Raw genomic sequence first — 25357 nt, 5'->3', positions numbered from 1 at the left:
TATGGTCGAAGCCGTAACTACTGGTTTAGCTTCGAAGATCAAGGCAAAAGAAGAGCCATAATTGGATCTTCCAGATTGGTTGTATCAATGTGGCCAGTTTCATTCCATTAATTAATTATTTTAATTATTGGTTGAAGAAAAAAATTATTACTTTTCATGGTTATGAAGATTGCCATCTTTATGGGTTTAGAAGGCGATTGTTGGCTGCTATGTTTTATGGTCCGTTGTGGGATGGGATTATACTGACTTGGTCTATGAGTAATAATATAAATTAATATTGGACCAACTCTGTTTATATGTAACCGATAAAGGTAGGCTTCGTCAGGCGAAGATCCAACATAGATAATTATGGTTATCGTGATGTGCCGGCGGAGGTGCGGGCTTGTCTGGCCGTAGTGTCGATATGTGCTAGATGAATGTTGTGACGTCGGAATTAAGGAGGGTGTGCAAAACTCTGTGCTACGCACGCCAGCCTTTACGGGCTGATTTGATCTTTCAGGTGCCGGGAGTGGATTGCCATCTGCGATAGTGTCAGGTTCCTGTTCTGAATTAGATGTGTCCAGGTAGTGGTCAGAACTCGGACGCATTGAGTTATAATATCGGCGTACAACAGATTTAGCAGATTCAGGGCGTTGGTCATTTCTCCTGTCAGGGCCATGGGGTTTCTCGCCCTATTGACGCCCAGCTGATCAAGTGCCTGCTCCGTAGTGCTCAGCGTAGCCGCCTTGTAAATCACTTTCAGGTCAATCCCTCGTCTCAGCGTGATATTACGATTAATGCAGCCAATCAATTACGCTGAACTACCTAAAGAGTGAACGCAGCAGTATAAATCTTCTACCTCATGGTTTATTGAATTACGCAGCTTCTCAGCAAGATATGATCTGGACCTAGTGTATCAATGCGGGCTACACCACCGAAGTTTAAACTCCCACCTGAGGACACGCTGATTGTCTGAGGAACTTGGTGACCTCCGGCACAAGGGGAGGGGGTGGGGTTGCTGCCGGTGATGCTGGTAATTACACCAAAAGCTATTGGAGCCCAAGTGAGGCTACCTGGATTAAAGCTCCCAAGGCTGGGTAACCCAAGTAAATTATGTGCGGTATCAAGTTGACCACCGACAACTCCGCCGCCAGCAGTCATATCACCACCCCAGGGGAATCCTCCTGTGGTGAAAGCGGTGCATATAGTACCTTGCCCTGGCATGGTTCCGGCGGCTACTACATGAAAATGGTGGTTGTCACTCGTATCGACCTCGCATGAGATTTTGGTGACAAAAGTGAGCCAACAAGATGCTTCCCAACCTAAAAGAGAGGACGAAAATGTAATGTTTCCCTTGTATGTGCAGAGCGCATAAGGCGACGCTATTGAGGGAGTGGCTCTGGCTGTTGCTACTAACCCTGCACCAATAATGATGCTGGCGCCGATTAGAATCAGTAATCAGGGACAGCCACCGATTAGCGAATGTCCTACGCTCGAATCAGCTATCTCCTCTACCTGATATCATTCTGCTCAGTTAATCTGGTTATGAACTTCAAGGAGGAGGTCATGACCAAACCCCGTAGCCAGCAGGTATCGCTGGAATCCACGCCGTACTATCACTGTGTCGGCCGCTGTGTTCGTCGCGCCTTTCTATGTGGAGAAGATCCTCTCAGCGGCAAGTCCTTTGAGCACCGACGTGCATGGGTGGTAGAAAGGCTGAGCCTGCTGGCAGAGGTATTCGCTATTGATCTATGCGCTTACGCCGTGATGTCCAACCATTATCATCTGGTGGTGCGCATCGATGCAGATGCGGTCGAGGGCTGGGACGACCGTGAAGTGGCTGCAAGGTGGATGAAACTGTTCACCGGCCCTCCCTTCGTACACGATTGGCTCTCTGGCCAAGCACCTGACGAAGCCTCTGCGGCCAGAGCGCTGGAGGAGGTGGCCAGGTGGCGCGACAGGCTGTGTGATCTAAGCTGGTTTATGCGATGCTTGAACGAGCATATAGCAAGGCGCTCGAACGAAGAAGATGGCTGTACCGGGCATTTCTGGGAAGGGCGATTCAAAACCCAGGCGTTGCTGGACGAGCAGGCTGTCCTCGCCTGTATGGCTTATGTTGACCTGAATCCGGTCAGGGCAGGTATCGCCGAGACACCCGAGCAGTCTGACTACACCTCGATACAACAGCGCATCCGGCACCTGAATAGATCGCCCGATCATGCTAATGCCACCTCGTTCATTGGAGATGGTTCAGAACCCGACAGCCCAAGAGTTTTACCCCTGGTGGCAGAAGGTACAGAGGCCTCAGAAGATACTGATGCGGTATCTGTGACGGTATGTGACTTCCGTTTGCTGGATTATCTGGAGCTGGTGGAGTGGACAGGGAGAGCCGTACGCCCGGGCAAGCGAGGTTCGATAAGCACCAGGTTACCACCGATTCTGCATCGGCTCCGAATAAGCCCGGAAGCCTGGCTGTTGCATATGTGGCCCCGCGCCAACCGGCGATTGGCAGCAATGGGCGCTCCACAAAACCTGGCCCTGTACGCTGCGGCGACAGGGAAGAAATGGGTGCCCAAGGTCGCCGGCACCCTGCATACATCCTGGCAGTAAGCCGTCGAGTAGTGGCTTTGTTGTGACGCCAGGGGCTGCGGAGTTGTCAGGGCACATGTCATTGGGGACGAGCACCCATGACCTTTCGCCGGAACTGCTCGCAGCCAGTCAGTTCGCCGTTCATGACGGCGGTTTCTATATTCTGCATCTCCCACGGGCAAAGCCCGGCGTTGAAATAGTCCCGGTAGCTATCGGCGCGGCTCGCAATGCTCTGGCCCAGTTGCAGGTAATCTTCGTGGTCATCCAGCCAGTAGAAGTGCTCCTTGCCGAGACGCATTCGATAGCTGCTATGCGGGTAGTGAAAGGCTGACTTGACCAGGCCAGCCACTGCCGGCAGGTGTTCGATATAGCTCATACAGGCCAATAGCCACTGGCCGGGTTGCACCGGGCTGGACCGGTAGCGGTACTCCCAGGGGGTGCTATCGGCGTGATGACGCCGTTTGTAGCGCATTGCGGCGCGGCAGGAGAGAGATTTCATGAAATCTGAAATAGCCGAGACGTTATCTTTCGGCGTCATCAGAAGATGGATCCGATCCGGTAATAAACACCATGCATGAATGGCGATGTTATATTCCTCACGAAGGTCCCTGATATGATGAATGCAGTGTCGATAGTCGAGTTTGTCCTTGAATATCTCTGTATGGTCGGCTGTTTTGCGAATGACGTGATGGGGTGTGCCGGCAATCAGGATTCGACTCGTTAATGACATGCTAACCTCCCTCATGGGTTTAGGAGAGAGAGGTATAGTAGGAAGGATAACGGGGGTGAAATATAGATAACGATGAAAACTGCTATTGCCTTATTTTCCAGTGAAATGTCGTCATTACTGTGACAATGAATGTATCAGAAAGTTTTTATCGGGATACTTCGTAAATATCTTCTAGATCATACTGCGATGCCATCATTTCACGCTACGCCATCAAGTCAGAATAGACTGGTGGCGTAGCGCGAGAAGGTTATCGATTGAGCGCTGTCACTAACTGCTCGGTGGTGAGGTAGCCGCCAAGGCTGTTGCCATCCTCGTCAAATATTGCAGGCGTGCCGCGCACCCCCAGCTTTTGTGCCAGCGCATATTGCTCAGAAACTGGTGCTTTGCAAGGCACAGGGGTTTGAGAGAGGCTATTTTGGGCCTTCACTTCAGTCAGGGCAGCCTGCTGGTCTTCCGAGCACCATACACGGCCCATCAGCTCGCCAACGGGTGATGCAACACCTGCCCTTGGAAAGGCGAGGTAATGCACGGTGATCCCTTCCTGAACGATTTCGCCTATATGAGTATGGAAATTTTTGCAGTATCCACAGCTAACATCTGTAAAAACAAATACTTCGTACTTCTCTTCGCCGGAAGCCTGGAAAGTTATACTTTTTGAAAGATCAATATTATGTAACGTCTCGACTCTATCAAGGCGCATTTTCTCTTCTGTCAGGTCGGTAAACTCTGTACCTGATAACTCAATCAACCGGCCAGAGAACATGTACCGGCTATCATTGGTTGCATAGAGGTACTCCCCGTTGCTGAGCTGCACCTGCTTCATATTCGGTACAACGCTGTCCTCTACGCTCTGAACAGTAATATCTGGATTGGTAGCCTCAAAGGCTGCTGAAAGCCGCTCGGATACCGTGTCTGCGTGGAGGGAGGTTGATATAACAGATGATGTCAAAATGACAATGGCGTGTAGTTTCTTCATGATGCTGATCCCTAATCTGAGTTGTGAATGAGGCAAGTATGTACTGATCAGCCTCTTGGTTTGATCTCAACCAATTCGATATCGAAAATCAGTGTTGAGTGGGGCAGTATCTTTTGGCCAGACCCTTCTTCGCCATACGCCAGTTCAGGTGGAATAACGATACGCCACTTCTCGCCCTCGCTCATGAGCTGCAATGCCTCTTGCCAGCCCGGCATGACCAGCTTGACTGGAATGGAAGCAGGTTCTTCACGGTTCATGGAGCTATCAATAACTGTGCCGTCCGGCAGTGTGCCGTGATAACGCGCCAGTACGGTGTCTTCGAGCGTGGGATGGCTGTCGCCTGGCTGGCCAGAGAGACGTTCATACTGGAGGCCACTTTCCAGAGTCACCACGCCAGGTTTGGAGGCGTTGGAAGCGAGTAATGCCTCGCCAGCAGATTTGTTGGCTGCGATGTTCTGCTCACGTTCCGCTTCGAGGCGGGCGACGATCTGTTCTTGATAGGTATCTGTGGCCTGCTTGGCCATCTCATCATCCATCAGAAGCTCATCAGTTCGGCCATCAACGACCGCTCTCATGGCAAGAAACATAAGCTCATTGTCCAGGTCTGCCTCGGCCAGCTGCGGGACCAGCTTTTGCCCGATTTGCATCCCGACGGCATACGAGGCCTTCTGCTGGTCTGTCTCAAGGTCATTCAGCGTCACACTGCGCTGCGAGCAGCCCCCAATAGCTATAAGAACTGCCGCAAGGTATATGGTTTTCATCTCGCTTCCCTTCTCGTTTGTCTGATTAGTTGAAACTCGCGCTTTGAACCCATCAATCGGTGCTAAAAAAATAGGTTCTTCCGCGATTATGCGAGAGGTGTGATTGCTGATTAAACGGGTAGTTCAGGATTGAGAAGGTGATAAAGGTATGTCGAACTGCTGTATTCCTTATATTTGTTTGCTGGTTCTATCGATTGCTTGGTTCTAGGGAAGGGGATCTATAGGGTGAAGTTAAACGCCGGGCATCTCATTGATCAGGGTATGATTCTCGATGGGCTTAGCATCTTTTCAGATTGATGCGCTTATGTGCCTGATATTAGGCATATTCTATATGAGCTTTTAGGTTTGGTTGCCCAGTTTTGACCCGAGCGGGGTATCGGGAATGGGCTGCATGTCGACTATAAGTTATGTGAAAATAAGTTTTACTATAGTTCATTACACTCCCGACGTGTGGAAGAAAAGTAGTGAAAAGCTGATGCAGCGGATAGCACAGTCTGGAATCAGTGATCCAGAAGGTACTTTCTTGGATTGCCCGTTTTTTCTTTTGATAAACGAGGACAGGCGGGCCCCGGGAAACGCTGGCGGTAAATAAAGCGGTGTAAGTCCGCAGTGGCAAACAGGGACAGGCACTGATTAGCGAAAGGCTTACACCCGAATCAGCGATTTCCTATACCTGATATCAATTAGCCCACTTAATCTCGCCATGAGCTTAAAAAGGGGAAGTCATGACTCGACCCGCAGTCCGAAGGTATCGCTGGAATTAACCCGCATACATGGAGACAGGTACCTATTAGCAAGGTGTAATGGGAGAAGAGCGAAGTAGCGGGAGAGACTATGTGGTCTAAGCTGGGCCATGTGCTGTCTGAACGAGTATAAACTAGTTGATGGATCTTGATTCGATATTCACTATTCGGTCCGGCGCTGTTTGTTCCCGGTATTTTTCTCTACGATAATGAACGGGGACAGGCACCGATTAGCGAAAGGTTTACACCCGAATCAGCGATTTCCTATACCTGATATCAGTTAGCTCCTTTAATCGAAATAATCAGGGACAGCCACCGATTAGCGAATGTCCTACACAGGAATCAGCGATTTCCTCTACTTGATATCATTTTGTTTGGTTAATCTGGTGATGCACTTCAAGGAGGAAGTCATGACCCGACCCCGTAACCAGCAGGTATCGCTGGCATCAACCCCTTACTACCACTGCATTGGCCGCTGTGTCCGCCGGGCCTTCCTGTGTGGTGAAGATCCTCTCAGTGGCAGATCATTTGAGCATCGTCGTTCCTGGGTAATAGAACGGCTGGCGTTGCTGTCGGAGGTATTCGCTATTGATCTCTGTGCTTATGCCGTTATGTCGAACCATTATCATCTGGTAGTCCGCATCCGCGCGGACCAGGCGAATGGCTGGGACGACCGGGAAGTGGCAAGTCGATGGATGAAGATATTCACCGGGCCGCCTATTGTGCACAACTGGTTAGCCGGCCAGTCTCCGGACGACGCCACCGCGGCGCGGGCACAACAGGAAGTGGCTAAATGGCGCGAAAGGCTGTGTGACCTGAGCTGGTTTATGAGATGCCTGAACGAGCATATAGCCAAGCGTGCCAATGAAGAGGATAGCTGCATACCCCCGGATGCCTGGTTGCGGTATATGAGGCCTCGGGTAAACAGCCGTCTTGCCGCGATAGGGCAGCGAGAAAGACTCAAGGACTATGCGCAGGCTACCGGGAGGAAATGGGTACGGTGTTCTGGGGAAGATATGGGTATTAACGCACGCGGATGCCCAGTCTTGACCTGGTAAGGAAAATTCCTTACCCTGCGAGAATGCTTTAGGAGAGCTGTTATGCCCGAAATTCACGAAGTCTCAACGCTGACCTCCAAGGGCCAGATTACACTGCCTAAGTCCATCCGGCAGGCGCTGGGTGTCGACACCGGCGGCAAAGTAGCGTTCGACTTACGCGGTGATGAGGTGATTGTGACCCGCGTCGTCACTGAACACGAAGATCCGGCTATTGGTGCGTTTCTGGCACTGCTGGAGGCGGATCTCCGGGCGGGCCGGCATATTCAGGCTTTGCCTGACGATTTGGCTAAAACCATGCTGGCTAGTATTGACCACCCCGTGAACCTTGATGATGACATCGCCGGTGAAGTGGCGCTCTGATGCAGCACCATGGATGGACGCTGTTATTTCACGAGAGTGTGATCAATCAGTTGCGTAAGCTGCAGGCTGCTGCAGAGCGGGCCGAGCATAGCGACCCGCTAGGTTACGAGAGTAATGCCAACGTCAAGCTGTTCCGGGCGCTGAGCCAGTTGATCATGGATGTTGTGCCAAGCGACCCGGCGCGCGACGAGTTCCGCCAGGGTAAAACCTTGGGGCCGGCATATCGTCACTGGCGGCGAGCAAAGATCGGGCGGCGGTTCCGCTTGTTCTTCCGCTACGACTCGAAGGCAAAGGCCATCGTGTATGCCTGGGTCAATGACACGCATAGCCTGCGGTCGGCAGGCAGTAGATCTGATCCTTATGCGATGTTCGAGAAGATGCTTGGAAGAGGAGACCCGCCCGACGATTGGGAAGCGCTAATAGCGGCTGGCAAAAAAGAGTGGCGCTCACCAAAGAAAAGTTAAGGCAGGCCGTTTCAGTGCTTGCTATGTCAACCGGGACTGGCGCTACGCATCATCAAAAAAACAGCAAAAAAACGGGGACAGCCACCGATTAGCGGTGCCTGGGTGGCGGAGCGGCTGGCGCTGCTGTCGGAAGTGTTTGCCATTGATCTCTGCGCTTATGCCGTTATGTCGAACCATTATCATCGGGTAGTCCGCATCCACGCGGACCAGGCGAATTGATTAGCCGGGAACGGCACTGATTTGCACCAGACAACTTCGGATATCTGGCTTACACAATCCGGCAGAATCGCGAGTTGGTCGCGGGGAGCTCAAGTAATACCCAATGGTTACGGACGGAACGCAGGTTTTTCCGGAGCAAGGAGTGGGAGCTACCCGGTTAACGGCATCTTCGTTCTGGGGTATTAATATGCTGATTTATAAAAGGTTTTAAGGTGAGTCGGGCTAGACAATATGCGGCGATTGAGTCATCAAATGATGACGAGTATGATGCCTCTATGATTGCATGATTGGAGATCAGCATGCGCACCACAATGAATATTGACGACGAGTTACTGGCCGAAGCCCAGCGGGTTACGGGAGTTTCCGAGCGAGCCGCACTGGTTCGTGAGGGGTTGGCTGCATTGATCCAGAGAGAAAGCGCCCGCCGACTGGCAAAGTTGGGAGGCACTGAGCCTCAGTTGGATGACGTTCCCCGCAATAGGGCAGAGTAACGGTGATCCTCGCGGACACATCAATATGGATTGATCATTTGCGCTCCGGCAACGAGCACCTTGCTGTCTTGCTGGATAGAGCAGAGGTATGCATGCACCCGTTCATACGCGGGGAGCTGGCGTGTGGAAACCTGCAACAACGCACGACAATTCTGGCGTTGATGAGGAACTTGTCGTCTGCTCGTGTGGCTACAGACGATGAGGTGCTTTATATGATCGAACACCACGCCTTGATGGGGCAGGGGCTAGGATACATAGACATGCATTTGCTGGCGGCAGTGAGGCTGTCCGATGGCGTTCGGCTTTGGACGCGTGACAGGCGTTTAAATGCTGCGGCGCAGCGGCTTGGCTATGGATATCATTGAGCCCGAAAGAAGCCATCCAAGGGGAGTGCCGGAGCACTTCGATGTCCTCTCGGCGCTGAATGGGTAATAATCAGGGACAGCCACCGATTAGCGTCAGAGAAGACTTCCTGCCAGTTCAGGAGAAACTTACGATCCATCTCCCTCAGTAGCGCTCGCCAAGCGTTTAACCAGGCACCCTCGTCTTCCCAGAGCTGCAAGCGGCGCCAGCAGGTGCTCGGCGAAGGATAGTGAACTGGCAGGTCCCGCTATCGCGCGCCAGAACGGAGAGTCCACAAGATGCCTTCGAAACATCGCCTGTTGTCTATCGGCTTCGGGCCCCCTTGCCCACGAGGCGGGGGCGGGAGGTGTGCTTTGATCTTGTTCCATTGTTCATCTGTGACTTCTGACTGAAGGCGTTTCATCGAGGGAAAAATGTGGCCCGCGGAGAGCAAAGAATAGACTATTTCGAGTTATGAAAAATATTCTAATTGTTATTATTTTAAATGAACTTCCATGATTGGAGCAAACTGCCGATTGGCGGCCGGATGAGTTGAGATTATGCCGCAACATCCGCGTGGCTTTAACTCTGGTACAACGTCGAGAGCAATGTCCGTAGGGCGTGAAGTTAGCTTCCATCTTGCTAAGTAGCGTCATTGGAATTCGCGCTTTATGTAAGTTGACACTGCGCGCATTAAATTCTTTGTATAGATATAATCTCGGTACAATTTTATCAAGAAAACACGACTAGATTCGGCCTGTATCTATAATGATCATGTTACTGTCAGCGCTTTACATGTGAGTAGGCAGCATCCCGCTGATGATACTGAGTGCATTCGCCGATGCAGTGCGAGAGCTGCCGTAGAGGTGAGAACTAAATTTCGACTACTGACCCAGTAACAGAGCATGTAGTTCCGAAATCGTCATTTATTTGAATGCCGCCAAGGAAGTCGTAAGTGTAGATCATACTACCGGAACAATCACCTCCACAGAAAGAGTCGACTCCCGTCGATATATAGAAATCAATAGGGCTGAGCGGGCTTGGGAGACTGCTATGAGGAAAATATCCTATGGCTGGGAGGTTAGTTAGTGATGTGAAGCTACAAATTGGATTGCCTGATATAGAGGCGCTATTTATCGATAAAGAATAAGGAGCAGTGGGGTTTGGAGTGAAGGTCGCGTCCAGGGCTATACTGCATGACATGGCACAAAACCCGTTTGTTACCTGGATTGTGCCGGTGTAGGGATCTGAAAATGCTTTGCTACCTAGAATGGACGTTGCGATTGCTATAAGGAATATACTTCGAGTTGTATTCATGGTTTCCTCCTATTGTTGATTATTTTTTATCCTTTTTCTTTCATTTAATAAAGTTAAAGTAGGATTTATAAATTTAACGATGTAATTGAAAGAATCAGGGGAAGCCACCGATCAGCGAATCTCCTGCACAGTAACCAGCGGTTTCCTATACTTGACATCATTTTGTTTAGTTAACTTGGTTATGCACTTCAAGCAGTAAGTCATGACAGGAATCCGCAGCCAGTAAGTATCGCTGGAATCAAACTCTTATTAGTACTGCATTTCCGCAACCTCTTTTGGGTGTTGAGCATGTTCTGTGAGCGTTGAGCGGGCTAATTGTTGTGTGGAGCCCGGTCGCATTACATTTGATATCATTGCGATATCTTTCTGGCTTCAGATCCTGACGGAAAATCTGAGGCATCATTCTGTGAACGGTGGTGGTAAATAATTGGTTTTCTCTGATTGATGTAAAATTAGTAAATCTAGCTTTTAATTTATTCGGGTAGATCATGCTTGATTACTGCCGTACTTTGCGGATGTAACTTTAGCTGGCATCCTTGAAACCGTTTGTTAACGGTTTCTATTCGTCGACTGATAGTTGCTACTTAATGGATATTGATATTAATCATGGAGAGAAGAATGAAGTTGAATAACCTGATAATGGTTGTCATCGGTATGGCTTGCTCTGGAGGTGCTAGTGCATCAGGGCCTCTGTACTACAGCGTTAATGGTGGTGCCTCGGAGCAACTTGATGTCACGCCAATTTCTGATCATTTCAGCGGCACTTATACGTGGCGAAATGGGTTTTGCACTGTTGATTGTACTTTGTCAGCAGATGTTTCAATAAGCGAAGATTCAAATGGAATAACTAGTTTCCTGTTCTCCTCTCCTGTCTCCGGCGGAAATTTTTTCTGTAGTACTCTGACATTCAGTCCGACTGCCTGGAGTGGAAGTGTGCCCACTCCAATTTCTGTTAATGACTCGCCTATAGCATTTACAGTGAGTGGTATCGAGCAAAACTCATTATGTGGAGTATGTAGCGACCAGATGGATATGTATTTCCATGCCGAGGACGGAGGCTATTTTTCCTTTGATGGCCCTATTGCACCAAATGGAACGTGTTTTCTAAAAGGTGATATGTCAAGTTCCAATTACTATGAATTCTGGAACTAAACTTAGAAGTTCATGAGGAAAAGGGAAGGAGGCTGTTGAGGAGCCTACTTCCCTATAAAGGAAAAAACAGCTACAGCCACCGATTAGCAAAAGGCTTACACCCAAATCATATTTCCTATACATGATATCAATCAGATTCTTTTAATCTGGCCATAAACTTCAAGGAAGAAGTCATGATCAGACCTCGGAGCCATCAGATAGCGCTGGATCAACCTCTTATTACCACTGCATTATCCGCAGCGTCCGTCGGGTGTAGCGCGTGTCCTGTGAACGTTGAACGCGGTTTTCACGCTTGTGGCATTTTGCGACCTGCTTCGTGGGTTCCGGCTGCCCAGCTTTTCCTGCTCCCGGATGTGATGCTCAGATCAAACCAGCCCTTGCGGCTCTTTCAGCGCTAGGGCGACTGCCTCACCTAGCCGTCCACGGGGATGCCCACATTTGTCAGAGAAAGAGGCCGGTCAATGGTAAAGCCTGAGCCGGGATATATAAGTCTTTAAGGGGGGCAGTAAATTCCTTGATAATGCTTATTGTATCGCCGGTTGAGGGCACCATGAACGAAGTCAAATGGTCCAAAAGGGCGATGAAACAGGCAGGCAAGCTTCACAGTGTAGATCGCGCAAAGGTATTTCACGCGATCACCACCCTGTCAAAGATGCCTGGGGTCAGAAATGTAAAGGCCCTCAAGAATCACCTGTATGGCTACCGACTCAGGGTCGGTAACTACCGGGTTCTGTTCGACTGGGATGGGGCCGGTTGTCAGCATCGAGGAGGTGAGAAAGCGCGATGAACGCACATTCTGATGTCCAGGTCATTAATGGTCCTGACGGAAGACCCGCTTTCGTGGTCATCCCCTATCGGGACTATGTTTCCACCCACACACGCGAAGATCTGATCCCGCACGAAGTGTCGGGCTACGTACTCGTTTACGCACTCTCTCCAGCTGCCGCATGGCGTCGGCATTTGGGGCTCACTCAGGCCGAGGTGGCCGAGCGCATTGGTATTACTCAGGTCGCGTATGCGCAGCAAGAAAAAGCTAAGCGCCCCCGAGCCGAAACCCGAGCCAAGATCGCTTCAGCCTTGGGCATCCCCCCTGACATGCTGGACATAAACTGATACCTATGCACAGAGCCAGCTGGTGGGAAATCAGAATAAGCGGGGGGCAGGTGGAGCGTCGGGCAAAGCTGGAGGTAAATCAAGCGTTGCAAGGTCGCTATTCAGTAGGAGGGTAGCGCCCCGCTGAAGTCCCGAGTCATGGTCCGCTGCCCGTAAGGTCAGAGGTTAAGCGTTGGCAAGTGAAGGTGCAGGCTCGGTATGGAGCTCCGAATTTATGTCTTCCGGAATCTCACTGAGATCTGGCAACTGACCGAATCGTGGATGGCCGAATACAACGACGAGCGTCCCCACGATTCATTGCAAGACCTCACGCCATGGGGATACTTGGCGAAACACCAACAGACGGAAAGCTCTAATCAACGGTGCAACTGAAACAGGGATGTTTACAGGGTAATGCTTGCCAAGGCCTACACGCTCAAACGTCTGATCCACTGAACGCAATCAAATCAGCCAGCCAGATCCAGCTCATTATGAATCAGTACCACACACTGCGACGCGAACAACATGGTCGGTCCCAGACTGATCCTCTCAGCCCCCAGTCGCGCCAGGCTGCCAAAGGTCTTTTTGGGCATGGGAATATGGTCGGTAAGCAGGAAGCAGGGGGTGGCGGCAAAATCCATCAAGCGAACCGGCGTACCTTTCCTGTCCATGACATAAAGCTGATGATCTTCCGCCAGTTCCTTCACCAGCCTTTCAAAGCTGATTGTTCGCACCTGGATACCCGGTTCCACAGCCCGCTCCTGCTCCTTGCCCATGCCTTGTGACATATCCAGTGCCCTGGCCACCTTGGCCAGCAGCGCCTGCTCATGGAAGCCGCCGATATGCTGCATGTCGGTAGCGGTAAAGGTGATGGTACGAGAAAAGTCACGGGTGCTTTCCAGCACCAGATGCACGACCACATCGTCCCGGTGGGACTGCGCCACGAACAGGCTGTTCATCAGCGTATGGGCCAGAATTTCCGTGTGGGCGTCGCCGCCAACATTGGCCAGCAACGCCTGGCTGTCGGTGGGGGCGGCGCGAGCGCGGAGCACGAAGGTACGCATGGTGGTTACTCTGTCGGAAGGCGGTTGGATTATAGCTCAATGGAGAGCAAGGTCCGCCACCGAATGGCGCTACTGGATACGACAAATACGGAGACATCGAGCCCGCTTAGTGCTGGGCCGATGCCTCGTCATTGTCGTTACGGCCTGGTTCTCGAGCAGACACTTAGAGGCGCTTCAGTGAGCCTGCGAAGTGTCTGACAACTGCTCCAGGGCTGCGATCAACTGGTCAAGCTCATTCCCCTGTATCACGCCGGACGCCATGCCTTTCTCGATCTCCAGGAGAAAGGCGTTCGCTGTGGGGCCCAATTGAGAGCGAATTTTGTCCTTGACCTCGTCTACCGAGAGAGCGGGTGTTATCTGGTCTTTCGGGTGTTTCTCTGTCATAAGCCTAACCCTGTCTGTTTGCGGTAGACATGTTAAGGAGATGGCGAAAATATACAACCCCGGAGATGTAATATTGTGCTGGTGGCAATTTGAGATGCCTATGGCGTTCTGCCTGAGCGTCTTGATGAGGTTCTAAGGGCAGGGATTTGGTGGTTTCTGACGAGCAAGTCCGGGAGGGCCGCGCGACGTGCTGCATTAATGTATAAGTTGGCTGACAAAAAGGAAGCATTGCAGTATTTGAAAAAATCCTTCCTGATGGTGTTTCCATTTGAGAGCATATCGGGCAGCCTACAGGATCAGTAATTCGTTGATCAAATGAACATACACGACGTAATAGAGCCATGAAGGTATCGGGTGCCGTTATCATTGCCTTCTGTCTGTCTCTCGTCTCATTTGCGATGCTGGAAAACAGGCATCCAGATGAGGGAAAAGGGGAGGGGGCTACTGAGACCCCTGATAATGAAGAGAAAAGCATAATTTCTGATAGTTTATTCCCTCTCGTTGAAAAATCACCCGCCGCGAAATTACCGTCATCTAACCTGCCTGAGCTGGCTAGCCCTCTACCAAAGCCCGGCTCGCCGCTCCGTCTCCTGGCATTATTCCAGACCTACGATCAGGCCCAGGCGTCGGCGGTGATTCTGCACCCTGAGATTGGTGCATACAGATACCATGTGGGGGACGAGATAGACCGGACGAGAGTATTGGCCGCCATTTTGCCGGACAGGATACTGGTGAGAGAAGGTGAAAGCATGGAGGTATTTCATCTTGAGCCGTTGAGCACGGCCTCTGCGGCGCTGCCTGATAACGAGGATGAGAGGGCTGTCCTCAGTATGCCGCTGAGTGAAGCCGAGCAGAAGAAGCAGAATATTTTGAAGCATTTTGATCTGTACCCCGTCAGTGACTCGATGCCATCGGGATATATTGTCGGTGATAAGTTCCCGGAGGACGCTGCCAAAAGCACAGGGGTGAAGGCCGGTGATGTACTGGTTTCAGTCAACGGCTATCCCGTAGGCGAAGATAATAGCGACTATCTGGCATGGATATCTTTCCAGGCTACCCAAAAGGCTTCGATAGTGATTAGCCGAGATGGGAAAGATTTTGTGATTTATTATCCAGAAGATATTGTGGGCGCCCAGGGGCAGGGCGGTTAAGGCCGGCTATGCCGGCAGCAAGCCAGGGCATCCCCGGCTTGCCTTGCTCAGTTACGGGTTTGTAATCTCGTCAATCACGCCTCTCGAAAGCGGACTTGGGTTGGGTGCACTCGGAGTGTGGTTGGGATCAAAGATCTGCGCTTTCTCCCAGATTGAGTACAGCCGTCCAAAAATATTGCAGTTGCCGGGACCTGGCGGCATGATCATCCCGTTCAGATCTATGGTGGCCCGGACGCCGGGCGGGTTTTCATTGTACTGATAAGGCAATTGCCCCCCATTACCTGGCGCTGCTGCGCAATTGGCGCCAGCCATGGTCACCTGGACGTTATTGAATATATTGGCAAATGCGCCTGCGTTGACCATGGCCGGTGTGGCAACGGTGGTCCATGCACCCGCCCAGGGAGCGCCAATCGGCAGGCCGTTGTTAAACGCCAGCAGCACTGCTGGTGGCATCTGCATGCAAAGCGGGCTGGGTTTGGGGAAGCCCTGGGGTGATGGCTTGTCGATGCGGTGATGAGTGACAGTAAAGTTCATCACTTTGGGCTGCTGGCCTTCTTGCCACAGGTAGCCGCCGATTTGTAGCCGGCACCGCAATCCAAGTAGTGGAGATGAAAAGTCCACCAGGTCACCTGCCCAGGCGGTACTGCCCTTGATCGGGTAGAAGCTGTCAAAGATGAAGTAGAAATCACGCTGGACAGCTTCCTGGTATGACAGGGGGAAGGGCTCCTGGGGGACGCCGGGAATACTCTGCCAGCCGCCGAACAAGTCCGGCTTGTAGTGCACGGTAAAAGACGCATTCGCTTGCCAGGCTGTCATGTTCAGCAGGCAGGCAAGTAGAGTGCCGAAGATCAGCTTTATCCTTAAGCTCATGTTTGTCTCCTTGGAATGGTATTAAATGCTTCTGTCGCGCAATATGCGCCTTATTATTGTTTTTTGTTTTTATGGAATTTTAAATGGTTTATTGGTAAATACTGCGCTTCCTTAAAATTGAGAAATGATTCCATTCCAAGGTCTTTTTGATACTTTGGATAGCTAAAGCTGCGGTTATTATCTTGACTTATTATTTGGGGAGCTTCTTCTGTCAGAAGCTTTTTGTGCTTATTCTAATTGGACGCAGCGGGCTGCCTGGTAGCGGCTGGAGGCGCTCCCTATGTACCTGTGAAGCGAATTGGTTACTTTAAGACGAGATTTGACGAGCCCCTCCCTAGCTTGGGCGATGCCTTGGTGTGGTGGGCCCGAAATGGCTACTGCCTTTTATATATGCTTTGATATGTTTTCCTGAGGCATGAGCGGATGTGGTTATGCCGGTCATGTGCGCAGGCAGAATGCTGTCTTTTGGATGATGTCATTTTAACGTCAATTCATTTCGGAATGGAATGATATTTAATTGATACCATATAAACAAAAATATCTTCGCCATATACTTGGCGCCACCTGTTGCATCCTGAAAACCAGCTTTTCATTTTCGTTTGTTTTCGTTTGTACACTGAGTGACTACCCTTCTGGTAATTCCATCACAAAACGTGATGGATAAACCACATTGTTCTTTATATAAATCAATAAGATGCAATGTGAATAACTGGCTACACCGGCATGACAGAACAGGGAAATGATCGCCAGCCCGAGACCTGTGCGCGTAGGAATTGGGGTTGATACAAGAGCGATTGTGCCGGAAATAAATGCAGGACGGTGATCATCCTTCTATTGAAACGGTGGTGACTTGCCATTGACCGGATCAATACCGGATCGGCATGAGGCGCTCCAGGGCGTCGTTATGCGTTTCTGCTGAAGGATAAATCGGCTGAGCTTCGGTTCAGGATGGCCCGTGATAAGCAGATTAAAGCACTCCGCAGAGTGCCTTATATGAATAAAAACTAAGGAGATAGCATGAAGCTCAAATCATTTGGCTCCCTTGCAGTTGCCAGCTGTGCGCTACTTACTTTCGGTTCAGCGTCCGCCAACATGGGGAACTCGCCGTCCACTTATGGCCTGCTACCCAACGACATTGCTTCTGCCCAGGCGTTGTCGATCTTCAACTCCCAGATCTCGGCGGTGTACTACAACCCGGCCAACCTGGCGAAAGACCCGCGCGGCGAACTGACTGGCGGCATCTTCCACGCCGATCACGACCTGCAGGCCAACGGCTCCACCATCATGGACGAGCCGTCACAGCAACTGCAGCTGGGCCTGAAGACGGACCTCAGTCAGATTTCTACCCTGGAGCATCCGCTCTACTTCGGCCTGATGGTCGGCGTCGAGAAATTTGCTCAGGAAATGATGGCGTTCTCTTCGGAGACTTCCGATTACGGCCAGTACTTCACTTACGGCCGTCAGCCCCTGTTCCTGACCGCCGGTGCCGGCACCAGTGTCTGGCGCGGTATCGATGTGGGCTTCGCACTGCGCGTCACTCTGCATGCTGACGCCACCCTGAACACCCGCTCCACCCTGGGCGGCGTGACCAGCCAGGAATCCCTGAATGTGTCCGCTGCACCCAAGTTCCGTCCCATCCTGGGCGTGAACATCAACTGGGGCGAAACCTTCTGCAGCCGTGCCAACTGCTGGATGGACAACCTGGAAACCGCGATTTCCTACCGTGCCTACTCCAACACCCGCACCAAGGTGAGTTCCAACGTTATCGTGCCGGGTACCATTCCTGCACCGGGCCTGAACCTGGCTATCAAGACCCTGGATTCCTTCCAGCCGGAAATCACCACGGTCGGCGTGAAGTATGACTTCGGCACCTGGCGCTTGGGCGTGACCGGTGAATACCAGGCATGGTCCCGTCTGGAGCGCGAACTGCGTGACGACACCATCAAGGATCAGGCCAACGCCAACTTCAAGGACATCTTCATTCCGCGCATCGGCGTCGAAATCCCGGCAGGTGATCACTTCACCTTCACCGGCGGCATCGCATGGGAAGAAACCCCGATCGAAGGCAAGCGCAGCCTGGACGTGAACTACCTGGATGCCGACCGTTGGGTCGTGGGCCTGGGTATGAGCGCTGTGATTCCAAAAATGCCGCTGCTGGCATACCCCGTCCGCATGGACCTGGGTTACCAATATCAGCAACTGGATAACAAGACTTACGAGCTGACCTCCACCAATCCGCTGACCCCGCCGGGCGTCTACGGTGAAGTGGAAACCGATGGTGAAGTGCATGTCTTCGCTGCGTCAGTGACGCTTAAATTCTGAGCCGGACGTTCTTTATGGATATGAAAGAACGTTTAAGTAGAGGTTTACCAGGAGGCAACATGAAAAGAATAATCATGGCAGCCTGCATCGTTTCCCTGGCCGCGTGTGGCGGGGACAAGGATGATGTGGCGACGGAACAACAACAGGATTGGGAAAGCCAGAATCAAAGCCTGGTGTACTCGTTCCCGGATAATGGGCAAGAGCAGGTGCCGGTGCCCTCGCCGGTGGTGTTACGATTTACAGGTCCGGTCATGGAAACAGCGCCAGCTATCGTGCTACGCGAGGCTGGCGGTCCGGTAGTATCTGATGTGGAAATGGAATGGGTGGATGGTAAACGGGGGCTGATCATTACCCCGGACAGAAAGCTCAAGCCTATGACCGAGTATCTGGTGCAAATTCCAGCTATTGAACTGGAGAAAGGCACTGCAGCGGCGCGTAATCTTAGCTTCACTACTCGCGGACTCTATGAAGGCCCAAAAAATCAGGTTGGGGAAGCTTCTTTTGAAGTGACTCGTATGATCCCTGATGGTGAGAACTATTCAGTGCTGGATTTTTCCAGCTTTCGGGTTCAATTCAGCCAACCGCTGGACAAGACCACCGTGAAATATGGTGATGGCCCAGAGGCAACGGTCCAACTGGTTGGTCCGGGAGGTCTGGTCGATGCACACCTGTTGATCAGCGGTCACTACATGACTGTTGATCCCAAAGAGGATCTGACCCCCGGGGTCGAGTATTCGTTGAATATTACGACCGGGATTACCAGTACCTATGGTGAGACGTTGCCGGGAGGGAGCTTCGGGAATCCGGGCGATACATTGGCGGTGAGTCTGAAGGCCACGCCGCAGGATACCACTGCACCGGGGACGGGGGAGCGGGTTTCGATGGTGCAGGATGTGGCGGATACCGGCGAGCTCTCTCCTCTGACTGGCATGCCAATCAACTTGGTTCCGATGGCCTCGCTGCTTCTGGGGGACGAGACTGCAACCCAGGCTAGCGGGATAATAGCTGCAGAATTGGCTTTCGTGCCGAATTTTCCGGATGCGACACCTTTCCGTGTAAAGCGGGGATCGCTGATTGAGGGAGCTTCTATCGAAGTGCTGATCAATGGTGAAGTGCCGGCGGGTTTCGATTCTGGCAAGGTCCGCATGGACTTTATATCCGACGCGAGTGGTTACCTACTGCCGAACCCTTACAGTAATGCCGACGATGCGCCACGACAAGTACGTCTGTTTATGGATGTAGCTGTCTCAACAGAAACCCCGCAAGCGAATGGTGCGATCACTCAGGATCTGCTGCATATTGAGTTAGTTGGGACTTCTATTGTCGAGAATGGACAGATGGTGATCAACGCGGTAGGCGTTGTAGAGCCAGATGTGCTGGGTTCAGAACGTGCAACTGGTGTTCTGAGCTTTTACATGAAGGCTTACGAGGATCAGGATAATCCTCCGACACCTGTTGTCGATGGGAATCCGCCAGTAGTTCAGAGCTGGATTCCAGGTGTCGACGCAGCCGGTTTCATGAATACAGATCCAGTAATAATTCAGTTCAGCAAACCCATAGACCTTTCCGGTGCTACGGAAGGGATGGTGATTGTGGAGGAAAATGGTGTTCCTGTTGATGCTGAAATTGAGGGTCGAGGGGCCGCTCTTATAATACGGCCTGAAGGCGGATTCAAAAATTCATTTCAACAAGACCTTGGCATAGTTCAGAGCTATGTATACAAGATTACTATTAAGAAAGGCCTGACGGATGTTTCAGGTAACGAGACGCTACAAGATATTCCTCTAGAGTTTGAAATGCCGCTTATGATAACCACGCAAGAAAACTATGTGTGGGATCTTGACTACAGCACATTCACTCCTTTTCTAAACTACTTGGGAGAAGGGGACGCAATTGTAAGGTCTCCAATGATTACAGCTGTTTATCCAGGGTTTCCCTGTTCGGTGGATGAATCCTTGCTGAATCTTGATTCCGGTATGACTGGGAGATGTAAGGGTGGGATTGATCAAGTTTATTCCAGAACGGAAACACCGGATGGTGGCACCCTTATTAACACGCCTGACAAATTGCCTGATGATATCCTGCCATTGCAGGTGTTGCCTGCAAACCGGCCTATCATAGCTATCTTTACGAAAAACATTGATCCAGGAAGTGTTCGCTTGGGAGGTTCTTTCCTTGTAGAAAAGGTAGATGCAAGTGGGAACCCTGCTGACTCTGTGGATGGTAACGTTATCGTTGACGGACGGAAAATTACCTTTTATCCAACAGATGAGTGGGTGCAAGGGCAATATTATCGCTATGTAATGGGGTCGAATGGGAATAGGAAATCCTCTTCGGCTATTTGTGATGGATCTCAGTCTATTTGTGGAGAAGATGGGCTTCCCATACAAACGCAGCTTCACGAACTGACAGTCACTGAATATCAGGGCATCGACCTGATTTATCAAGATGCTAACCTTGAGTCTGGTGGCGGGGACCCATTAGTACAGTACTTTAAAGGAGGGGTTGTTTCGCAGGATGTGATCCAAGTTTTGAATGCACCTTCATCGGATACTAATGCGAACATGATCCATGATAATAATTTCCCGAGGGAGCATTCTGGAAACCATGCTCTTCTTACCGTGCCTTATGCAGTATACTCTGAAGCAGAAAAAGGTGCAGAGGGGCAGCCTTTGGTTCCTGACGCATGCGATGCCTCTGAGCCTTCTTGCGAAGACCCAAATGGGCTCATTCCGCCAGTTAACAGCGCTAAACTGATTGCTGCGGGAGAGGCTGTGAACCCCGTCAACCCGTTCGGGAAGTACATGATACCAACTGTATCGGTAGGTTGTGGCTTTGAGTCTGTGCTCAACCCTTCATTGCCAATAATGGAGCCCAAGGTTTGTCCGGAGGCGAAGTTTACGTACATCGCCAGTGACTTAATCACAGAGATTGGGACGTACGATGAGTCTATCGGTGGTGTAGGTGTTAAAATATGGCCGGGACAAATCATGTCTACCGCTGTACCTATGTACGCACCATTTGAGGGATGCGGAGGAAATTGCGTACTGGGTTTGGACTCTGGTCCACAAGTCATGCGTATGCGCTACTCGAAGCTGGATGATGGATGTATTGAGGATCCAGTTTCCAATACGAGTTGTGTAAGAGATCAACCGATTAGTGCAGTCATTAGGAATGTGGGCGGGCAACCATTTATATCAGTTGATGTTGAGGTGTATATCGACGCTATAGATTTGCAGAGTAAGGTTACCGTTGTCGGGGACTATATGTTGGCGCCTGGTATGGCTGATACATTGACCGATATGGTTAGCGTGCCTGTAACTTTAAAGCTTGAAGGTATGGTGACCTTTAATGATGACGGCACAATGAATATAAATATGGAAAATTCAAACGAGGTGGATGTCTCATTCGGGTTAAAACTTTACGGTGAAGCGTTGGGATTTGCATTCCCCATAACCTGGACCTCTATAAAGATTCCTGAGGGGGGAAGCAGGATTAGATACGTGTCTGAGATAATTAAGTAATTTAGAGTTAATGCTTTGTACTGTGGCCGGCATGTTAATGCCGGCCATTTTTTTGGTTCATCGCTGAATGCCGGGGAATGCGGCTTTGATTTTGGGAAGAAGCGACGTCCCCCCTGTTTGAGTAGCACCTGACTTTGGAGTCCAATACCCACTACGAGGAGATTGGACATGAAGAAGCGATTCACCGAGGAGCAGATCATCGGCTTTCTGCGTCAGGCAGAGGCAGGGCTGCCCGTCAAGGAGCTATGCCGCAAGCATGGTTTTTCGGAGGCCAGCTATTACCTCTGGAAGAGCAAGTTTGGTGGCATGAGCGTCTCGGATGCTAAGCGGCTCAAGGAGCTGGAATCCGAGAATGCCCGCCTGAAGAAATTGCTGGCCGAAACACTGCTTGAGAACGAGATCACCAAGGAAGCCCTGCGAAAAAAGTGGTGAGCGCGCCAGCCAGGCGTGAACTGGTGCGTTTCATGACGAGCAGGGGCTTGTCGGAGCGTAAGCGTCCGGCTATCACGCCTTTTCAAACGGCACCCTGCTTCCAGTGATGCGGCAGCAGCTCATCAATGGCATTGTTCTTCTGCGTCGGCAATCGCTGCAGCACATCTCTCAGATACGCGTACGGGTCATGCCCATTCAGTTTAGCTGACTGGATCAGACTCATGATGGCGGCGGCACGCTGGCCACTGCGCAGGCTGCCGGCGAACAACCAGTTGGAACGCCCCAGCGCCCAGGGCCGGATCTGGTTTTCTACCTGGTTGTTATCCATGGGCACAGCCCCATCCTCGCAGTAGCGCGTCAGCGCCTGCCACCGCTTGAGGCTGTAGTCGATCGCCCTGGCCGTGGCGGAGCCATTCGGCACTTTCTGCCGGTGTGTCATCAGCCATTGGTGCAAGCTGTCCAGGATGGGTTGTGATCGTTGCTGCCGGAGACGCTGTCGCTCATCGGCGGACAAGGCGTTGGCCTCGCGCTCGATCTCGTAGAGCTGCTGGATCAGTCTCAGCGCCTGTTCGGCGATCTGGCTTTTGTTCGCCGTATGCAGGTCGTAGAACTTCCGGCGCGCATGGGCCATGCAGCCGATTTCAGTGATGCCGCCCTGGAAGCCGGCCTTGTAGCCGCTATAGTCGTCGCAGACGAGTTTGCCCTGCCAGCCTTCGAGGAAGGTGCGGGCGTTGGCGCCGGCCCGGTTCTCGGCGAAGTCGTACACCACGGCATGCAGGGCGGCAGTGGCCGGGCTGCAGTAGGCCCAGATATAGGCCCGGTGGGCTTTCTTCTTGCCGGGCGACAGCATGGGCACAGGCGTCTCGTCAGCATGCAGGACCGGCTGCGTAAGCAGTGTTTCACGCAAGGCATCTGCCAGCGGTTGCAGGGCCACGCCGCAGCGGCCCACCCAGTCAGCCAGCGTCGAGCGGGCGATGCCCAGCCCGGCGCGGGCAAAGATCCTTTCCTGTCGGTACAGCGGCAGATGATCGGCGTATTTGGCGATCAGCAGGTGGGCCAGTAAACCGCTGGTGGGCAGGCCCTTGTCGATGATCTGCGCCGGGACTGGCGCCTGGGTGAGGCGCTCACAGTGTTTGCAGACCCACTTGCCGCGCACATGGCGCTCGACGGTAAAGGTGCCGGGGGTGTAATCGAGCTTTTCGCTGATGTCTTCGCCGATGCGCTGGAGTTGGCAGCCACAGGTGCACTCGGTGTTGTCCGGTTCGTGCGTGATGATCGTGCGCGGCAGGGCCGGCGGTAACGGGACTCGCTTGGGCTGGCACTTCGCCGGTGCCGAGGTGGCCCCCACTGATGCGACGGGCTTGGACAGTGTCACCTCAATCGCCGCGATATCCGCGTCCACCAGTTCATCCAGCAGGCTGGCCTGGTGGCTGTTCAGGCCTTCACTGCGCTTGCCGAAGCGATGGCGCTTCAGGATGGCCAGCTCCTGCGTGAGCTTGTCGTTCAGCAGCTGGTGATGCTTGAGCTGATGACCCTGCTGCGCAATGGTCTGACCTTGCTGAGCGATGGTGTGCTCTTTTTCCGCCGCATCGGCCAACAGTTGCGCCGCCAGTTGGCGTAGCTGTTCGGCAGTGAGCTGGTCGAGATGCGGCGGTGTCGTCATGGCCATTATCTTGCCAGACGCCGCCGCCGGAAGTGATACCAGAGAGGGCGCGCTGACCGGCGCACAGGCCAGCGCCAAGCGGCTTAAAGTATGGCAATGGCCTTGTCACGACCAACCCGGTGCCAGGGTAAACCGACCACCAGCGCCTGAAGCTGTTCAGGACTTAACGCGATACGCTCGCCCTGACTCAGCCTGCCCCAGACAAAGCCGCCCTGATGCAAACGCCGCGCGGCCAGCCACAAGCCAAAGCCATCATGCACCAGCACCTTCATGCGGTTGCCTCGCTTGTTGGCAAACAGGTAGGCGTAGTGGGGACGTGCTTCGCCAAACACCTGGACCACACGGGCCAGGGCCGTATCCGGGCCGGCGCGCATATCCAGCGGCTCCGTGGCCATCCAGATGGCATCGACCCGGATCATGCTTGCAACGTCCGCAGCCAGGGAAGGGCGCGCTCGATCTGCGCCAGAGGCCAGCGTACCGTTACGCCAGGCAGCTCGAACACTACCTCCGCCGCGCCGGACACAGAGGGCGTCGGCATCGGCACAGGGATAAACTCACGCTGAACCGACGGCTTGGAACTGACTTCGGCAGCACGGCGCCACTTGTGGATCAGGTTCGTGTTGAGACTGTAGCGCAGCGCCACATTGGCGACGGATGCATCCGGGGCCTGGCACTCCTGAAGAATATTGGCTTTGAACTCCGGGGAATAGCGGCGGCGCTTGGCTGGTGTCTTGGCTGGAAGCATCTCACTCATATTAGGTGTCCACTTAGAAATAGGTGGACACCTAAGTTACTGGCGGAAATGGCGTCGGGTAGATGAGTTCGCCGGACGGTTACGTCGGAGCGGCGGGCACTGCGTGTGGTGCGCATGAGCGCCAGCGCTTTCCGGTATCAGCCTGCGCCAGACCGTAATGGGGTGCTGCGCGAGCGGATAGTTGCATTGGCGCACCGTCACCGCCGATACGGGGCTGAAATGATCTACCTGAAGCTACGGCAGGCGGGTCTCCTGGTGAACCACAAGCGTGTTGATCGGCTGTATGCGCTGGAAGGGCTCCAGGTTCGGCGCCGAAAGCGCAAGAAAATCCCTATCTCGGACCGCTGTCCCTTGGTGCGTCCAGTAGAGGCGAACCGGGTCTGGTCCATGGATTTTGTCTTCGACCGCACGGCCGATAGCCGCGTGCTGAAGTGTCTGACGATTGTGGATGACGCCACTCATGAAGCGGTTGCCATTGCTGTTGAGCGCGGCATCAACGGCATGGGTGTGATACGCATGCTGGACAGGCTGGCACTGGCTCGGGGGCTGCCTCAGGCCATCCGCACCGATAACGGTAAGGAATTCTGTGGCAAGGATATGCTGACCTGGGCCCATGAGGCTGGCGTGCAGCTGTTCCTCATTCAGCCAGGCAAACCCAACCAGAACGCCTATGTTGAATCGTTCAATGGGCGCTTCCGGGATGAATGCCTCAACGAGCATTGGTTCACTAGTCTGGCGCATGCCCAGGTGATCGTGGAGCAATGGCGTCGAGAATATAACGATGAACGGCCAAAGCGTGGGCTGGGTGGATTGACGCCATCCGCCTATGCGAGACAGTTGGCACGCAATCCGGCTACATTAACCCTTGGCTCTAAAGCGCTGTGATACTCAAAAGCGGGGGGACGTCGCTCAATGGATAT

Annotated in this window: 21 protein-coding genes and 3 pseudogenes; 14 read left to right on the top strand and 10 right to left on the bottom strand. The window is 52.5% G+C overall.

All coding sequences use genetic code 11. The features are described from left to right. Positions 1-1545 precede the first annotated feature (1545 nt). Complete coding sequence (locus S7S_RS12910) at positions 1546-2589, top strand: hypothetical protein (protein ID WP_035206076.1); 1044 nt, start codon at positions 1546-1548, stop codon at positions 2587-2589. Positions 2590-2647: 58 nt separating this feature from the next. On the opposite strand, the gene S7S_RS12905 is transcribed toward S7S_RS12910, so the two are convergent. The 3 genes from S7S_RS12905 to S7S_RS12895 all read right to left on the bottom strand — a co-directional run bounded on the left by S7S_RS12905 (position 2648) and on the right by S7S_RS12895 (position 5035). Beyond that, entirely contained in the window at positions 2648-3298 is a 651-nt protein-coding gene (locus S7S_RS12905) for a transposase (RefSeq protein ID WP_008740338.1), read from the bottom strand. Positions 3299-3545: 247 nt separating this feature from the next. Further along, positions 3546-4274, bottom strand: coding sequence for a DsbC family protein (locus tag S7S_RS12900; protein ID WP_008740337.1), 729 nt, complete (start codon positions 4272-4274; stop codon positions 3546-3548). 47 nt (positions 4275-4321) lie between these two features. After that, a complete protein-coding gene (locus tag S7S_RS12895) occupies positions 4322-5035 on the bottom strand; it encodes a BamJ family beta-barrel-assembly machinery protein (protein ID WP_008740336.1) in 714 nt (237 codons plus the stop codon). Between the two features lie 1069 nt (positions 5036-6104). On the opposite strand from S7S_RS12895, the gene S7S_RS18910 reads away from it, so the two are divergent. The 5 genes from S7S_RS18910 (at position 6105) to S7S_RS20200 (ending at position 8735) form a co-directional block, all read left to right on the top strand. After that, positions 6105-6836 (top strand): hypothetical protein, encoded by a 732-nt coding sequence (locus tag S7S_RS18910; protein ID WP_008740334.1) that lies wholly within the window; start codon positions 6105-6107, stop codon positions 6834-6836. 42 nt (positions 6837-6878) lie between these two features. Beyond that, positions 6879-7196 carry a type II toxin-antitoxin system PrlF family antitoxin gene (locus S7S_RS12885; protein WP_008740333.1) on the top strand — a complete coding sequence of 106 codons (318 nt, stop codon included), beginning with the start codon at positions 6879-6881 and terminating at the stop codon, positions 7194-7196. Beyond that, positions 7196-7660, top strand: coding sequence for a type II toxin-antitoxin system YhaV family toxin (locus tag S7S_RS12880; protein ID WP_008740331.1), 465 nt, complete (start codon positions 7196-7198; stop codon positions 7658-7660). The genes S7S_RS12885 and S7S_RS12880 overlap by 1 nt, the downstream gene beginning before the upstream one ends. Before the next feature lie 518 nt (positions 7661-8178). Beyond that, a complete protein-coding gene (locus S7S_RS20205; RefSeq protein ID WP_008740330.1) occupies positions 8179-8370 on the top strand; it encodes a type II toxin-antitoxin system VapB family antitoxin in 192 nt (63 codons plus the stop codon). A 2-nt stretch (positions 8371-8372) separates the two neighbouring features. Further along, entirely contained in the window at positions 8373-8735 is a 363-nt protein-coding gene (locus tag S7S_RS20200; protein ID WP_035206065.1) for a type II toxin-antitoxin system VapC family toxin, read from the top strand. Positions 8736-8980: 245 nt separating this feature from the next. Here S7S_RS20200 and S7S_RS20195 read toward each other — a convergent pair whose 3' ends face one another. Continuing rightward, positions 8981-9136: a transposase gene (locus tag S7S_RS20195; RefSeq protein WP_082027722.1), complete on the bottom strand. Its 156-nt coding sequence runs from the start codon at positions 9134-9136 to the stop codon at positions 8981-8983. Positions 9137-10647: 1511 nt separating this feature from the next. Here S7S_RS20195 and S7S_RS19685 point away from each other — a divergent pair. The 3 genes and pseudogenes from S7S_RS19685 to S7S_RS19340 all read left to right on the top strand — a co-directional run. Then, positions 10648-11181 (top strand): hypothetical protein, encoded by a 534-nt coding sequence (locus S7S_RS19685; RefSeq protein WP_144401665.1) that lies wholly within the window; start codon positions 10648-10650, stop codon positions 11179-11181. Between the two features lie 783 nt (positions 11182-11964). Beyond that, the gene (locus S7S_RS12860; protein ID WP_008740327.1) at positions 11965-12294 is read left to right on the top strand and encodes a helix-turn-helix domain-containing protein; all 330 of its coding nucleotides are present in this window, start codon (positions 11965-11967) and stop codon (positions 12292-12294) included. A gap of 204 nt (positions 12295-12498) precedes the next feature. Then, a pseudogene (locus tag S7S_RS19340) lies at positions 12499-12666 on the top strand (integrase core domain-containing protein); the annotation flags it as partial. Between the two features lie 74 nt (positions 12667-12740). Here S7S_RS19340 and trmY read toward each other — a convergent pair. Together trmY and S7S_RS12850 are read right to left on the bottom strand one after the other, a co-directional pair. Beyond that, complete coding sequence (trmY, locus tag S7S_RS12855) at positions 12741-13337, bottom strand: tRNA (pseudouridine(54)-N(1))-methyltransferase TrmY (protein WP_008740324.1); 597 nt, start codon at positions 13335-13337, stop codon at positions 12741-12743. A 174-nt stretch (positions 13338-13511) separates the two neighbouring features. Then, positions 13512-13721 carry a hypothetical protein gene (locus tag S7S_RS12850; RefSeq protein ID WP_008740323.1) on the bottom strand — a complete coding sequence of 70 codons (210 nt, stop codon included), beginning with the start codon at positions 13719-13721 and terminating at the stop codon, positions 13512-13514. Positions 13722-14062: 341 nt separating this feature from the next. Here S7S_RS12850 and S7S_RS12845 point away from each other — a divergent pair, with 341 nt between their 5' ends. Next, positions 14063-14872: a type II secretion system protein N gene (locus S7S_RS12845; RefSeq protein ID WP_008740322.1), complete on the top strand. Its 810-nt coding sequence runs from the start codon at positions 14063-14065 to the stop codon at positions 14870-14872. A gap of 51 nt (positions 14873-14923) precedes the next feature. Here S7S_RS12845 and S7S_RS12840 read toward each other — a convergent pair whose 3' ends face one another. Continuing rightward, entirely contained in the window at positions 14924-15742 is an 819-nt protein-coding gene (locus tag S7S_RS12840; protein WP_008740319.1) for a hypothetical protein, read from the bottom strand. 1017 nt (positions 15743-16759) lie between these two features. Between S7S_RS12840 and S7S_RS12835 the strand changes: the two genes are divergently transcribed. The 3 genes and pseudogenes from S7S_RS12835 to S7S_RS12825 form a co-directional block, all read left to right on the top strand. Next, on the top strand, positions 16760-18064 hold the full coding sequence (locus tag S7S_RS12835) for an OmpP1/FadL family transporter (RefSeq protein WP_041026000.1): 1305 nt from the start codon (positions 16760-16762) through the stop codon (positions 18062-18064). A gap of 14 nt (positions 18065-18078) precedes the next feature. Next, positions 18079-21588 (top strand): Ig-like domain-containing domain, encoded by a 3510-nt coding sequence (locus S7S_RS12830; protein WP_144401664.1) that lies wholly within the window; start codon positions 18079-18081, stop codon positions 21586-21588. Between the two features lie 168 nt (positions 21589-21756). Continuing rightward, positions 21757-22082 (top strand): annotated as a pseudogene (locus tag S7S_RS12825) (transposase); the annotation flags it as partial. 20 nt (positions 22083-22102) lie between these two features. Here the strand turns inward: S7S_RS12825 and tnpC are convergent. From tnpC to tnpA, 3 genes are all read right to left on the bottom strand, one after another. Then, entirely contained in the window at positions 22103-23683 is a 1581-nt protein-coding gene (gene tnpC, locus S7S_RS12820; protein ID WP_041025999.1) for an IS66 family transposase, read from the bottom strand. Positions 23684-23766: 83 nt separating this feature from the next. After that, positions 23767-24102: an IS66 family insertion sequence element accessory protein TnpB gene (gene tnpB / locus S7S_RS12815; RefSeq protein ID WP_041025998.1), complete on the bottom strand. Its 336-nt coding sequence runs from the start codon at positions 24100-24102 to the stop codon at positions 23767-23769. Next, positions 24099-24437 (bottom strand): IS66-like element accessory protein TnpA, encoded by a 339-nt coding sequence (gene tnpA / locus S7S_RS12810; RefSeq protein WP_082027720.1) that lies wholly within the window; start codon positions 24435-24437, stop codon positions 24099-24101. The genes tnpB and tnpA overlap by 4 nt, the downstream gene beginning before the upstream one ends. Before the next feature lie 84 nt (positions 24438-24521). On the opposite strand from tnpA, the pseudogene S7S_RS12805 reads away from it, so the two are divergent. Further along, positions 24522-25312, top strand: a pseudogene (locus S7S_RS12805) (IS3 family transposase); the annotation flags it as partial. Positions 25313-25357: the final 45 nt, after the last annotated feature.

Source organism: Isoalcanivorax pacificus W11-5, from assembly GCF_000299335.2.
In the GTDB taxonomy this organism is placed as follows: Bacteria; Pseudomonadota; Gammaproteobacteria; order Pseudomonadales; family Alcanivoracaceae; genus Isoalcanivorax; species Isoalcanivorax pacificus.
Note: the sequence above shows the minus strand (reverse complement) of the source record. Positions and strands in the feature narration are given on the sequence as shown.

Coding starts and splice junctions, on each gene's coding strand:
- S7S_RS12885 (WP_008740333.1), top strand. CDS start 6,879: ATGCCCGAAATTCACGAAGTCTCAACGCTGACCTCCAAGGGCCAGATT.
- tnpB (WP_041025998.1), bottom strand. CDS start 24,102: ATGATCCGGGTCGATGCCATCTGGATGGCCACGGAGCCGCTGGATATG.
- tnpA (WP_082027720.1), bottom strand. CDS start 24,437: ATGAGTGAGATGCTTCCAGCCAAGACACCAGCCAAGCGCCGCCGCTAT.
- S7S_RS20195 (WP_082027722.1), bottom strand. CDS start 9,136: ATGAAACGCCTTCAGTCAGAAGTCACAGATGAACAATGGAACAAGATC.
- trmY (WP_008740324.1), bottom strand. CDS start 13,337: ATGCGTACCTTCGTGCTCCGCGCTCGCGCCGCCCCCACCGACAGCCAG.
- S7S_RS12830 (WP_144401664.1), top strand. CDS start 18,079: ATGGATATGAAAGAACGTTTAAGTAGAGGTTTACCAGGAGGCAACATG.
- S7S_RS12835 (WP_041026000.1), top strand. CDS start 16,760: ATGAAGCTCAAATCATTTGGCTCCCTTGCAGTTGCCAGCTGTGCGCTA.
- S7S_RS12850 (WP_008740323.1), bottom strand. CDS start 13,721: ATGACAGAGAAACACCCGAAAGACCAGATAACACCCGCTCTCTCGGTA.
- S7S_RS18910 (WP_008740334.1), top strand. CDS start 6,105: ATGTCCTACACAGGAATCAGCGATTTCCTCTACTTGATATCATTTTGT.
- S7S_RS12880 (WP_008740331.1), top strand. CDS start 7,196: ATGCAGCACCATGGATGGACGCTGTTATTTCACGAGAGTGTGATCAAT.
- S7S_RS12900 (WP_008740337.1), bottom strand. CDS start 4,274: ATGAAGAAACTACACGCCATTGTCATTTTGACATCATCTGTTATATCA.
- S7S_RS19685 (WP_144401665.1), top strand. CDS start 10,648: ATGAAGTTGAATAACCTGATAATGGTTGTCATCGGTATGGCTTGCTCT.
- S7S_RS12860 (WP_008740327.1), top strand. CDS start 11,965: ATGAACGCACATTCTGATGTCCAGGTCATTAATGGTCCTGACGGAAGA.
- S7S_RS12905 (WP_008740338.1), bottom strand. CDS start 3,298: ATGTCATTAACGAGTCGAATCCTGATTGCCGGCACACCCCATCACGTC.
- S7S_RS12910 (WP_035206076.1), top strand. CDS start 1,546: ATGACCAAACCCCGTAGCCAGCAGGTATCGCTGGAATCCACGCCGTAC.
- S7S_RS20205 (WP_008740330.1), top strand. CDS start 8,179: ATGCGCACCACAATGAATATTGACGACGAGTTACTGGCCGAAGCCCAG.
- S7S_RS12845 (WP_008740322.1), top strand. CDS start 14,063: ATGAAGGTATCGGGTGCCGTTATCATTGCCTTCTGTCTGTCTCTCGTC.
- tnpC (WP_041025999.1), bottom strand. CDS start 23,683: ATGACGACACCGCCGCATCTCGACCAGCTCACTGCCGAACAGCTACGC.
- S7S_RS12840 (WP_008740319.1), bottom strand. CDS start 15,742: ATGAGCTTAAGGATAAAGCTGATCTTCGGCACTCTACTTGCCTGCCTG.
- S7S_RS12895 (WP_008740336.1), bottom strand. CDS start 5,035: ATGAAAACCATATACCTTGCGGCAGTTCTTATAGCTATTGGGGGCTGC.